Annotated in this window: 9 protein-coding genes and 2 pseudogenes; 1 reads left to right on the top strand and 10 read right to left on the bottom strand. The window is 53.7% G+C overall.

Annotated features, from left to right (window positions below):
* The first annotated feature begins 7 nt into the window (after positions 1-7).
* Complete coding sequence (gene metE / locus CJO09_RS13630) at positions 8-2,302, top strand: 5-methyltetrahydropteroyltriglutamate--homocysteine S-methyltransferase (protein ID WP_119442842.1); 2,295 nt, start codon at positions 8-10, stop codon at positions 2,300-2,302.
* Here the strand turns inward: metE and CJO09_RS15855 are convergent.
* The 10 genes and pseudogenes from CJO09_RS15855 to CJO09_RS13575 form a co-directional block, all read right to left on the bottom strand.
* The gene (locus CJO09_RS15855) at positions 2,258-4,030 is read right to left on the bottom strand and encodes a methyl-accepting chemotaxis protein (protein WP_281270769.1); all 1,773 of its coding nucleotides are present in this window, start codon (positions 4,028-4,030) and stop codon (positions 2,258-2,260) included. The two genes, metE and CJO09_RS15855, sit on opposite strands and share 45 nt — an antisense overlap.
* A gap of 204 nt (positions 4,031-4,234) precedes the next feature.
* Positions 4,235-5,347: pseudogene (ltrA, locus tag CJO09_RS13620) on the bottom strand (group II intron reverse transcriptase/maturase); the annotation flags it as partial.
* Between the two features lie 45 nt (positions 5,348-5,392).
* A protein-coding gene (locus CJO09_RS13615; protein WP_119442839.1) for an IS3 family transposase occupies positions 5,393-6,759 on the bottom strand; the annotation gives its coding sequence in 2 pieces (ribosomal slippage) (positions 5,393-6,247 and positions 6,250-6,759; 1,365 coding nt in all).
* Between the two features lie 61 nt (positions 6,760-6,820).
* Positions 6,821-7,081: pseudogene (locus CJO09_RS13610) on the bottom strand (group II intron reverse transcriptase/maturase); the annotation flags it as partial.
* Between the two features lie 464 nt (positions 7,082-7,545).
* Positions 7,546-8,532 (bottom strand): TRAP transporter substrate-binding protein DctP, encoded by a 987-nt coding sequence (gene dctP, locus CJO09_RS13600; protein ID WP_119442838.1) that lies wholly within the window; start codon positions 8,530-8,532, stop codon positions 7,546-7,548.
* An 84-nt stretch (positions 8,533-8,616) separates the two neighbouring features.
* Positions 8,617-9,909, bottom strand: coding sequence for a metal-dependent hydrolase family protein (locus CJO09_RS13595; protein ID WP_119442837.1), 1,293 nt, complete (start codon positions 9,907-9,909; stop codon positions 8,617-8,619).
* Positions 9,906-10,976, bottom strand: coding sequence for a hypothetical protein (locus CJO09_RS13590; protein ID WP_119442836.1), 1,071 nt, complete (start codon positions 10,974-10,976; stop codon positions 9,906-9,908). The genes CJO09_RS13595 and CJO09_RS13590 overlap by 4 nt, the downstream gene beginning before the upstream one ends.
* Positions 10,977-10,987: 11 nt before the next feature.
* Entirely contained in the window at positions 10,988-11,878 is an 891-nt protein-coding gene (locus CJO09_RS13585; RefSeq protein ID WP_147404930.1) for a M24 family metallopeptidase, read from the bottom strand.
* Entirely contained in the window at positions 11,847-12,146 is a 300-nt protein-coding gene (locus tag CJO09_RS13580) for an aminopeptidase P family N-terminal domain-containing protein (RefSeq protein ID WP_119442834.1), read from the bottom strand. The genes CJO09_RS13585 and CJO09_RS13580 overlap by 32 nt, the downstream gene beginning before the upstream one ends.
* 30 nt (positions 12,147-12,176) lie before the next feature.
* On the bottom strand, positions 12,177-13,088 hold the full coding sequence (locus tag CJO09_RS13575) for a branched-chain amino acid transaminase (protein ID WP_119442833.1): 912 nt from the start codon (positions 13,086-13,088) through the stop codon (positions 12,177-12,179).
* Positions 13,089-13,205: the final 117 nt, after the last annotated feature.

The following is a 13,205-nucleotide window of genomic DNA, read 5'->3' as shown; positions in this document are numbered from 1 at the left end:
CTCAAACATGACTCATCACAAAGTAACCACGCACAACCTTGGCTTTCCCCGAATTGGCCCGAATCGCGAACTGAAGTTCGCCCTGGAGGCATACTGGAAAGATCAGTCAAGCGACGATGAATTGGATCGTATCGCGGCTCAATTACGCACCCAAAACTGGCAATGGCAAAACAAGCTGGACTGGACACCTGTGGGCGAATTTTCTTTCTACGACCACGTTCTGGATACCAGCTTCATGCTCGGGAACATTCCCGAACGGTTTCGTACATTGCCGAAAAACGAGCTTGACCGCTATTTTCAAGTGGCCCGGGGTCGGGCCGCCGGTGAAATGACCAAATGGTTCGACACCAATTATCACTATATCGTGCCCGAATTCAATCGCAGCACGCATTTTGCATTGAACGCGACTTCGTTGTTAAAGCAGATTGAGCAAGCGCAAACAGAAAATGTGCGTGCCAAGCCCGTTATCCTCGGCCCGGTTACGTACCTTGCACTGGGCAAATCCACTGATGGGGTCAACCCACTGGATTTGCTTGAGTCTTTACTACCCGCGTACGGCGAGCTGTTAAATATGCTGGCAGCAAAGGGAATTGAATGGGTACAAATTGACGAACCCATATTAGTGACTGAATTAGCACCTGAGTGGACGAACGCATTAAGTATTGCCTATCACACATTGAAAAGTGCCCCCATCAAAATACTGCTGGCGACCTATTTTGGCAGCTTGCAGGAAAATGCCTACCTGGCAGCCAACTTGCCGGTGGCAGGGTTACATGTTGATGCCGTGCGCGGCCGGAACGATATTACCCCGCTGCTGAATGTGCTTCCCCAGCACCGGGTCTTATCGCTCGGTGTTATTGACGGGCGCAACATCTGGAAAACCGACTTAAACGCAACCCTTGATTGGCTTGAACCTATTGCTCTTCAGTTGGGCAACCGGCTATGGCTGGCCCCGTCATGCTCGCTACTTCATGTTCCTGTAGATCTGCAGAAAGAAACGCAACTTGACCCAGATCTTGTGACCTGGCTTGCATTCGCCAAACAAAAACTGCAGGAATTACATATTTTGGCTGAGGCACTGAATAACGGGAGACACGCCGTAGCGTCGTTCTTGCACGAAAATCAAACAGCGGTGGAGTCACGCCGCCAATCCAGCCGCGTTAACAACCCCGTCGTGAAACTGGCATTGGCCAACCTTGCTCCTGACGCCGGCACGCGTCAAAGCACCTATAAGGAACGTGTCACAAAACAATCTGCACGGTTGAACCTGCCGCTTTTCCCAACAACAACCATTGGCTCCTTCCCCCAAACCAAAGAAATACGTCGTCAACGCAAAGCATTTCGTCAAAAGGAAATTGACGCCATCACCTACAAAACAGCCATGCAAACTGAAATTGCATCTTGCATTAAAGAGCAGGAGGCACTTGAGCTCGACGTGCTGGTTCACGGCGAAGCGGAACGCAATGATATGGTCGAGTATTTCGCAGAGCACCTCGAAGGCTTTGCATTCAGCCAATATGGTTGGGTTCAGTCATACGGGTCGCGATGCGTTAAACCGCCGATTTTATATGGTGATATACAACGCCCCAAGGCCATGACGGTGGAATGGATTCTTTACGCACAGTCATTAACGCAACGCCCGGTAAAAGGCATGTTAACCGGCCCGGTCACGCTGTTGAACTGGTCTTTCGTACGAAACGATCAGCCGCGAGCCATTACGTGTCGCCAGCTTGCCCTGGCCATGCGCGAGGAAGTCTTGGACTTGGAGCGCGCCGGCATCAAGATCATTCAAATTGACGAGGCAGCCTTGCGCGAAGGACTCCCTTTAAGAAAAACACAATGGCAAAGTTATTTGAATTGGGCGATTGAAGCATTTCGTCTTTGCGCCAACAGCGTGCAAGACGAAACGCAGATCCACACACATATGTGCTATTCGGAATTCAACGACATTATGCCGTTTATCGCCCAAATGGATGCCGACGTCATCACCATCGAAACGTCGCGATCCAACATGAAACTATTGGAAGCGTTCAAAGACTTCAGCTATCCCAATGAAATCGGGCCCGGTGTGTATGACATTCACTCACCCGCCGTACCCGACACCGCTCAGATGACCGCGCTAATGGAAAAAGCCGCACAGTACATTCCCGCAGAACGCTTGTGGGTCAACCCCGATTGCGGTTTGAAAACCCGCCAGTGGGACGAAGTAAAGCCGGCCTTGCTCGCCTTGGTGCAGGCGGCGCAAAGCCTGCGTCAATCAATACCCCAAAGCCAGGCGCGGGCCGGATCCCCGGTCGTCTGACCCTTCAGGCGAGTCTGCGTCGTCAACCCAGTCATCTTCGCTAAATTCAGCGTCTTCTCCTTTGCGGGAAGACGCTTTTTTTGATCCACGCAACGATGTGCGGCCATCCTTACTACTGGAACCAGGCGAAGCATCATCGCTGCCGGAATTCGCACTTTTGTCAGTTTTCTTCCAGCTTAAATCCTCTATCAGATTCACTTTAAATGTGGACACCAAACGGGATAAATCGGCCGCCTGTGCCTGCATATTCTGTGATGCCACCGACGCCTCTTCGACCAGGGCCGCATTTTGCTGGGTAACCTGATCCATTTGCATAACCGCTTGATTCACCTGCTCAATGCCCGTGCTTTGCTCTTCGCTGGCTGCAGCGATCTCTTCCATAATGTCGACCACTTGCTTAATACTGTCGACCGTCTCTTTCATTGACTGCCCAGCCTTGCCAACCAAAAGATTACCCTGGTTCGTCGCGGCCACCGACATCTCGATAAGCTCTTTAATTTCCTTGGCCGCCTGCGCGCTGCGTTGCGCCAGCGAGCGCACCTCGCTGGCGACAACCGCAAATCCTTTACCCTGCTCACCTGCACGCGCCGCCTCTACTGCAGCGTTCAACGCCAGAATATTGGTTTGAAAGGCAATACCATCAATGACGGTAATAATATCGGCGACCTGTTTGGCTCGCTGATCGATACTGCTCATGGTTTCAACCACTTGGCCGACCACGTCGCCGCTTTCAACCGCCACCTTCGACGCCGACCCTGCCAATTGATTCGCTTTACGTGCGTTGTCTGTATTGAGCTGTACGGTCGTGGTGAGCTGCTCCATCGTAGCAGCGGTTTCGGCCAGGGAACTGGCCTGCTCTTCCGTACGTGACGATAAGTCGGTGTTACCCGACGCAATTTCACCGGATGCCGTGGCAATCGATTCGGACCCCGACTGCACTTTACTGATCACGCCCACCAGATTCTGATTCATCATGCGCAAGGCTTGCAGCAACTCAGCCGTTTCATCCTTGCCACGCACCTCAACCTGACGCGTTAGGTCGCGATTGGAAATGGCCTTGGCATAACCCACCGCTGTTTGTAAAGGACGCACAATAGAACGGGTAATGCCAAACGCAAACAACACACCCAAAATCAGCGCAACAACCCCCACACCAAACACAATCTTGATGGCCAACTGATTATCCGCATCCAGTTGCGCCGCCGCCTCATTCATGTTTTTTTGTTGAAACGCCAATAAAGCACGTACGCTTTTTTCATATTCGGCGCGCAAACCGGGGACGGTTTTTTGCAGCATGTTGTCGGCGCGCACAAAATCGCCGGCGCGCTGAGCCTGCAAGGCCTCGTCATTGGCTTTACCAAACGCCGCGCGCTTGCGCTGGGTGTCCTGGAACAAAGCCAGGGCCTCCGGGTCGCTGAGCATTAACTGCAGCTCTTTTTGAATTTTTGTGCTTTCCGCACTGCCTTTTTCAATAGCGGTTTCAAACTCTTTACGTAAACCAGGGTCGTATAACAAACCCAAAATTTGCATTTGAATGCTGTTTTCGTGCATTACGCTTAACCAGCGTGACACCAGGCGCTCTACCGCCACCCCGCGCTCAGTGATTTCGCTGGTGGCCTGCGCGCCCGCATTCATACGCATTAATGACACAGCCATTAGAATGGCCATAAATACAAGCATCAGGCCAAAACCCAATGTGAGCCGCGTACCAATTTTGAACCGATTCACCGTCCCCTCCTGTAAGAAGCTATCAAAACTTTTTCTGCAAACAGAATTAACGACACTGCCCCGGTTTTCTTTAGTTGAACGCGTGTTACTCACTCAAACAGCACTTGTTTCCCCAATCGGCATAGGGGGCAGTTCTAGTGAACTGCACCCCTGCCACACCACCCGGCATGCGGGTCCGCACCGGGCGGTTCAAGAAGTTGAGGCTTAAGAGAGTCTAGGAACACCTAGTCGGTCGAAGTGGGCAATGGGCAAGGCCGCATTGAGTGACCCGCCACTATTGCGCCACCAGCTGCGGGAATTTGCCGCCACCCATCGGGCGACAGTAAAACTCACCCCCAAGGCGCGCAACTCCCGGAACATCGTCTTGCCTCGTTTCCATTGCCTGAGCTGAATGGCCCTTAACCGATGACGAATCCACTTGTCCAGCCCACGCCAGACCTTGTGGACTTGCGCCAATCGGAAGTAGCCCTTCCATCCCAGGATATACACTCGCAGCCGATCCACCACCTGCTGCATGCTGCGCCCGCCCGAGCGGCGCGTCAGTTGCCGCACACGTTGCTTGAACGTGGCGAGCGCTTTGGTCGCCACCCGACGCTTGACCTGCCCTTTAGGGTCCACCCAGAAGCTATAGCCCAGAAACTTGCGGTCGGTAAACACGCTGGCGACCGCACTTTTGATCTCATTGACCCTCAAGCGCAGCCGAGCGTATAGCCGCCGCAGTAAGCCCATCACCCGTTCACCCGCGCGACGGCTGTGAACGTAAACGTTGCAGTCATCAGCGTAGCGCACGAAGCAATGGCCCCGGCGTTCTAACTCCTTATCCACCTCATCAAGCAGCACGTTAGCCAACATCGGCGAGAGCGGACCGCCTTGCGGCGTGCCCTCATACCGTTCGACGGCCACACCGCCATCCATAATGCCGCTGTTCAGATACGACCGAATCAGCCGGATCACTCCGGCATCCGGCAGGCGTTTCTGTAGGCGGTCAATCAGGATGTCGTGGTTGACCCGGTCGAAGAATTTCTCCAGATCCACGTCCACCACGATACGGCGACCGGACTGCACGTACGAATGCGCGGCCAGAACCGCGTCATGCGCACGGCGCCCCGGCCTGAAGCCGTAACTGTGTTCGCTGAAAGTGGGGTCAAGCACGGGTTGCAGCACTTGCAGCAGCGCCTGCTGGATCAGACGATCCGTCACCGTCGGGATACCCAGCTCGCGCTGGCTACCGTCAGACTTGGGAATCATCACCCGTCGTACCGGACTGGGCCGGTACGTCCCCGCAAGCAATTCGGCACGAATGACAGGCCAAGTGGTCTGAATCAAACCGGGAATGAACTGACCCCCAGAAGTTGGACGTTTTTACATTTCAGTATTTTGAAGCCGAAACTGAACCGGACTGAGTCCATTTAATTTCAGCTTGATCCGCTCCTGATTATAGTATTGGATATAGTCACGTAAACCGTCCTTCAGTTGTTTGAGCGTCTCACATTTAGCCAGGCGAAAGAACTCCTCTTTCACGGTTCCGAAGAAGCTCTCAATCACCGCGTTGTCAAAGCAGTTGCCTTTTCGGGACATGCTTTGGGTAATCCCGGACTGGGCGATGAGTGCACGAAACGGGCGCATTTTATAATGCCAGCCCTGATCCGAATGCAAGACGGGGCGCTCACCCGGGTTGAGCCGCTCAAGAGCGTCTTCAAGGGTCTTCATCGCTAATTCAAACATAGGCCGTGTACTGGTACGCCACGCGATGACCTCTCCGCCATACAAGTCCATGCACGCCGACAGATGTAGCTTCTGTCCCTTCACATTAAATTCAGTCATATCGGTGACCCACTTTTCATTGGGCGCCAGAGCATTGAAGTCTTGTCGCAAAAGGTTGGGGGCAATCCCATCTTCTGGCCCTGGGGGCGCACAGCGTTTTTTTACCCGAATCAATGCTTTGAGTCCCAGCTCGTGCATCAGGCGTTGTACCGTCTTCAGGTTGACGGCTCGCCCCGACTTGCACAGGTCGGCCGCGATGCGGCGATACCCGTATCGTCCTTTGTGCTTGTTATACACGGCACGGATGTCCTGCTTCAGCGCTGTATGCCTCTCAGGCTTCGAGAGGACCTGGCATTGATAATAGAATGTGCTGCGCGACAGGCCTGCGACCTGAAGCAAAAGTGACAGCTTATGATCGTGCCTTAACCCACGGATGAGCGCTGCTTTCTCAGCGCGGCTGACTTCCTCTCCAGGATTAAGGCGTGCAACTTTTTTAAATACGCCACCTCGGCACGCAGTCGTTCATTCTCTTCTTGCAACGACAGCGCAGAACTCTGGGCCTGCGCCTCTGAAGGCCCAAGCAATAGGCCTGATGACGGTTGTTCTTCAGCCACGTCAGAATGCCTCCGGTTTTTGTTCTGAAGCGCCGCAAAGCCACCTTGATCAAATGCCTTTCGCCAGACCACAACCTGATTGGGATTACGAATATCGTAGATGGCAGCCACCTGCCGGCTCGACAGTTGTTCACGCTTCTGCCGATACAGTACATCAAGCTTGAACTGAGCGCTATACGAACTGCGTTTAGGGCTTAATCCGTTCAGCCCGTGAAGCTGATACCGACTCGTCCAGGTGCGTATTTTTTCTTCGGGTATTCCATATGCCTTGGCCAGTCGCTTGTGTCCCCCACCTTCTGATAAAAAGTGCTGGACAACCTTCAGTTTGAAGGCCACGTCATATTTTGACATGTATTTCTCCCAGGTCAGTGTGTCCAACTTCTGGGGGTCAGTTCAAACCCGGTTTGATTCAGGTCACCAGGCGACGGGCAGTCTGGTCTATGTCCAAGCCGTCCACGCCGGCTGCGCCTTTGTTGGCCCGCACCCGCTTGAACGCGGCTTGCAGGTTCTCTCTTGTCAGCGCCGCTTGCAGTAGCGCTGACCCTGTATGCTCATTTGCATGACGCGGGCCGCCCATTTCCTCGCTGACAGGATCACCAGCGGCTTCACCGCTGGCTGCGCCCGCCCGCTCCACTGATGTGGACATCTGAGGCAATATGAGTTGCATCGTCATATTGAGTCATACTCCTTCTCGTTCGGTCCTTCGCCAGTTCGTTCCCAGCCTCTTCGGCCCCGCTACTGTGGCTACTATGACCTCTGCTGAGTCCTCGCTCCGGCTCGACGCCGTTACCCTTTCAGGATCAAGGCGAGGGTTCCCCAGGTAAGAACGCACCCCTTCACTGCACAACCGCCGGATTTACGCCATCTCGCCTTGATCACAAGAGCTTCACGGCTTCTTGCCCGCTCGCCCTGCTTGATGACGCCTTCTATCCGATTCTTGTTCATCGGCTCGCAGCTTATGCTCCACGCTTCCTCCCCACGCTCGGTCACCCTCACGCAGTTGCGCTTCACTTCATTCGCTGTGATCAACTTATGGCGGGACTTGCACCCGCAGGAGTGCGCCCATGCTGGGCGCACAAAAAAACCGGCCCGAAGGCCGGCAAACTTACTACCCGGAAACAACACACAACGAAGACTTTACTTTTGAACGGTCAACAGCTCTTTCAAACGCTTGGCTTCTTCCGGAGGGGCTTGCGACTCGACCTGCTCCCAACCGGTACGACGCGCGGTTTCAAGCCAGGTTTTGGCATCAGCCTCGCTGAAAGTAATGGTTTTAATGCCGGCCTCAGCCTGCCCGGCCTTTTCTTTCGCGTTTTGGGCATCTACATTTGCAGCCAGTTCCTGTTCAAGCTCAACCGCCATCTTGCTCAGAAAAGCTTTCTGCTCTACCGACAACTTGTTCCAGCTATCCAGATTCACCAATGCATTTACATCCACTGTATAAAAACCGGGATCAACGCGATAGTCGGTAACCTCGTCCCAACTTAGATCCAGTACGCCCTGCAAAGGCCAACCGTAGCCCTGCACCACGCCGCGCTCCAATGCCGTATACACTTCGCCGGGCGGGGTTTGCACCAATGACGCGCCCAATGCCTCAAAGAACGAGCGATACGTTGGTGATACCCGCAAGGTCAACCCTTTCAAATCAGGTTTTTCCAATGGGTTACCAGCCAAATACAGGTGATACTTCTGTTGATCGGCGGTGCGTGCCAAATACCAAACGTTCATATGTTTGTTATGAAGCTCGTTAATGTATTCCCACGCACCATTTTCGCGTTGTTCCGCAATGGGAATTTCAGCCAAACGCAACGCATCGGCGGCCGGCATAAGGCTTAAGTAAAATGCACCCGGCACATTGGCCATATCGACAATCCCTTTGGAAACGGCATTGCCCAACTCAAACGGAGGCATGGTTTCAGGGCCGCCAATAATGTCGATTTGAACCAGGCCTTTGCCGTTCTCATTCACCTTTTTCACGAACGCCTCAAAAGGTCGCGAAAAGGCCGTATTCGCCGTGAACGCACTCACCGCCCTTAAACGTGCTTCTTCTGCTGACGCAATGCCGGCGGCCAAAACTCCCGCCCCAACCAGCAACGCACATAAAGATTTCTTGAACAACTTCATTTAACCTCTCCTTTGTAGATTTACGATCTCACCTAAGCTACCCACCAAACCTGTCGCGCCTGCTTGCGAATTCACACACACCGTTTACGCATCGAAGAAACGACTCCCAATCACCGCCTGGTCACCAAACGCCGCACCTACCAAAAACTGGCTGGCATCACGATCCATTACCAAACGGCCATTCAGCACAACTTTGCGAATCGCTGCCGGCGCCCGCAAAATCGAAATATTCACAAGCGGATCACCTTCCACGACAATGAAGTCGGCACATTTGCCCACCTCCAACGTGCCTACAAGATGGTCCATTTTCAACATCCGCGCGCTATCACGCGTCGTGACCTGAATCGCCTCCATTGGCGTCATGCCCATTTCCACGAAATACACCAACTCATCCAAATTGCTTCCATGTGGGGTATAAGGCACGCCGGCATCGGTGCCCATCGCCAACTTCACACCCGCCGCGCGAGCCTGTTTGAACGACGACACATGGGCATCAATGGCCGACTGCGCTTTGTCGACCATGTCTTGTGACAACCCACCGGCCAAACCATGCGTGACCACATTGCGGATAGGCGTTGAGGTGGCAACCAGCCACGTACCATGACGCAGCATTAAATCGATGCCTTCGGGATCAATGAAGTAACCGTGTTCAATCGAATCCACGTTTGCCAACACCGCATTTTTGATGCCTTGCGCCGCGTGTGCATGAGCCGCTGAAATTTTGCCGGCGTTGTGTGCCTCATCCGTCGCGGCACGCATTTCATCCACGGTCATTTGGGCATTGCCAATGGCTCCGCCTGGGGTCAAAATGCCGCCGGTCGCAATAAGCTTGACGTTGTCGGCACCGGCCTTTAAACGTTGACGAGCCGCTTTACGCACCCCATCGACCCCGTCCACTTCCTGGCCCAAAAACCGCCAGCCATGCCCTCCGGTCATGCATAAGGCCTCACCGCTTAGAAGCAAGCGCGGTGTAACGCAAAGACCTTCCGAGGCCGCCCGACGTAAGGCGAAATCCACATTCCCCTGCGTGCCGCAATCACGTACCGTCGTCACACCGCCATGCAACGTTCGCAGCGCGTTTCTACTGGCACGTAAAAAAGCCAGCATTTTCTCTTCATCAGTGGAAATCGGCCCCACCTGCGGCGTAGCGTCCATTGTTAAATGAACGTGGCAATCAATCATGCCCGGCAAGATGGTGTATTCGCCCAACTCAACCACTTGGGTTTGTGCATCCATTCGCACTGCATCCGGCAAGGTTCCTTTTTGCACGTCAATAATGCGGCCGTTTTCCACTACCATGTAACCGCTAAACGCCGCACCCATGCCGTCAATAATCCGAGCGCCGGTATACGCTTGTCTTAACTTTCCCAATGTCATGCTTTTACCCCTTGCCGAAGTCCGGCGTTCGTATACCCGCCAACCAATGCACTGTGCAATGCCACATCGCTCGCCTTCATATCGAAACCGCTTCCCAGCTTTTTCAGTTGCGCGTTGCGAAATACGGCCCAGGCCAGGGCAATATCGGTGCTGGCAATGCCGCAAACTGCTGCAAAGAAAGGGCCTTTCAAAGCGTTGGATAACTTACCGTCACCTTGTGCCACCAAATCCTGAATAGCCAATACCTGATGCGCATCCACCGACACATCGGGGCGGTGCGCGGCCAGCAACTTGCGCAAAAACGCCGGGCTGTCGGCCACAACCGTTCCCGCCTTACTCCAAACGTCGGTTTGCCACGCGTGCGTTAAATCAAGTGGCACGTAAATAGCATCCGGAGCCAGCCACTGAGCTTCGATGGGCTTGCTGACGACGGGGGGTAAAGATGAAATCACCACATCGCAATCAGCCACGGCGTCACGCACGTCATCAACCGCGTCCAGCGACCAAGTCCCCTCTCGCGCCATTTCCTCGCAAAACGCTTGCCTTGAAGCGGCACTACGCGACGCTACCTTTACGTGTTTCAGGCTTGGAAACACCTCGCCAAATACACGCAGCGACCACCTACCAAGGCCGCCGCAGCCCACCAACCCCAAACTGATCGGATCACGCCCTCTTGTTTGAATTACCTGCGCCATCACCGCAGCACAAATCGTGGTGCGTAAATAGGTCACCAGCATGCCTTCCATCAAACAAACGGGTTGACCATGCTGGGGATCATTCAAAACGATCAAACCCGACGAGTCCGTTTTTCCGGCATGCATAAAAGCACTGCCGGGGTAATACGACACCCACTTCAAACCCGCCATGCCGGCTTCATCATCACCTACCCACGCCGGCATCGCATCCAAAAACGTCCCAGGACGATCCGGCCGAACACCGATTTTCAATGGAACATCAACGCGACCCCGGCCTTCTTCCTCGTAGGTACGACGAATAATCTTCACAATATCCGTAATACTGGGGCTGGATTCCCTGACATCCTCAACACTTAACAAGCGAATTGTCATTCAGCCCCCGGTCACGCAATCACAATTAACTGGCCGCCGGTGTCATCAGACAGCAAACGACAACCTGTGGCCGTCACCGCCACTTGTTCTTCCGGATTCACCAAGCCATCCACGCTTTCCAGCTTGGGCTCAGGTGTAAGCACCATCCCTTCTGCAAGCAAGGTTTCATCTACCGCCGACATCGACGGCGGCTCAGACTCCAACCCAATACCATGGCCGATACGTTTAGCCGGGTGGTCGGCATAATCGCGCCAACCTTTGACCTGGGCCATACGCTTGCTGGAAAACTCGAACAACTCCGCCATTGATGCGCCCGGTTTCATGCGGTCGATCACCTCAAACATGATGTCCCACATTTCCTCATGCTCGTGGCGCTGTCGCTCAGAAGGGGTGCCAAACACGGCCCGACGCGTAATATCCATTTGATACCCCTGGAATGCAGGCCCGCCATCCAGGTACAGAATGTCACCCTTCTGGAATGTGCCGTTTGGCCCGCTTGCACCCATGGCCATTGGTGGGCCGGAGTCGATATCGGCCCCAAATTCAAGATAACGTTGCAAAATACGTTGCTGTACTTCACGCGGCGTCATGCCAACCTGCACTTCTTCCAACACTGCATACCAGGCTTTCTGCCCAATCACGCACACGTGCTCAAGACAGGCAACTTCCCATTCCGACTTGATCATGCGGCAACCCCACACAATCTCGCTTGAATCAACAAACTCAGCTTGCGGCACCTGCTCGCGCAACAAGGTAAAGTCGTTTAACGGTATACCCAACCAGGTATTACGCCCCATTTCAATCGCCAGGCGCCCCTTGGATAAACCCCGATCTTCCAGCACGCCATGAATGCCCCAATCGGTACGTGGTTCACGCGTAAACGGCACATCGGGGTAAATCACTTTGTCTTTCACCCAGGAGGGAAACGGTTTGTTGTACAAGCGCAAACATCTGGGGGCCAGACCAGGTAATAAGCGCCGGTTCGCCTGAAGCCGGCAAAATAAAAATAGATGGCCGTGCCTTCATCCAGGCAGGCACACGATTACCGGTGAAATAACCGTAAGTAACTGGATCGGTCACAATCAATGCATCGACATTGGCTTGTGCCATAAGCGAGCGTGCTTTCGCTACGCGATTGGCGTGCTCATCAACGGGCATTGGCAGCGTCATGCCATCTCCTTAAAACTCAATTTCCGTTGTTTAAACGTAAGTAAGCCAATCGGTGTGGCTATTCGAGCGGCCTTTCACCACATCGAAATACGCGTCTTGCAATTGTTTGGTGACAGGACCACGTAGACCATCGCCAATCGGGCGACGATCCAATTCAACCACCGGCGTCACTTCTGCTCCGGTACCCACAAAAAACGCTTCCTGTGCGGTATGAACGTAATCTCGGGAAAACGCCTCTTCGCGCACCTCGAAGCCCATCTCGCGCGCCAGCACAATCACCGTATCTCGCGTGATTCCGTCTAATAAATGCGTCAGTGGCGGTGTCACCAACACCCCATTGCGCACCACGAAAAAGTGCTCAACTGACCCTTCGGCCACTTGCCCGTTTGCATCAAGCAACAAGGCCTCGTCGTAGCCGTCACGCCGGGCGTCGGTACGCGCCATTTGAAACAGCAAATAATTGCCGCATGCCTTGGCTTTGGACATATGGGTATTAATGTGATGGCGGATATAACTGGATGTCTTCACGCGGCTGCCGCGCTCCAGCGTCCCTTTACCCACGTACTCGCCCCAGAACCAGGTGGCGATCAAAAGGTTCACTTGGCAATCTTCATAGGCCAGGCCCATGCCACCTTCGCCTATGTAGGCAAGTGGGCGTATATAACACTCATCCGCGCCGTTGGCACGAATAATTTCACGCGTAGACTCCACCATTTCATCTACGCTGTAGGGCACTTCGAAACCAAGAATCTTGGCCGAATTACGTAAACGAATTAAATGATCGTGCAGGCGGAACACCGCCGGACCCTGCTCTGTTTTGTAGCAGCGAATCCCTTCGAAAACGCCGAAGCCATAATGCAAAGTGTTGCCGATAACGTGCGATGTTGCGTCATCCCAGCCAACGACTTTGCCGTCAATCCAAATGTAATCTGCCTTTTCCATGCATCCTCCTAAACAATCCATGCAGTATGGGAGGACAGCAAGATATTCGTCAATCTAATGGAACTTATTAAATAAATAAACTAGACTTATTTAAAAGAGGCTAATGAATACACTAGG

It is taken from the genome of Neopusillimonas maritima (assembly GCF_003576595.1).
In the GTDB taxonomy this organism is placed as follows: Bacteria; Pseudomonadota; Gammaproteobacteria; order Burkholderiales; family Burkholderiaceae_B; genus Neopusillimonas; species Neopusillimonas maritima.
This window is presented reverse-complemented; position numbering and strand designations above follow the sequence as displayed.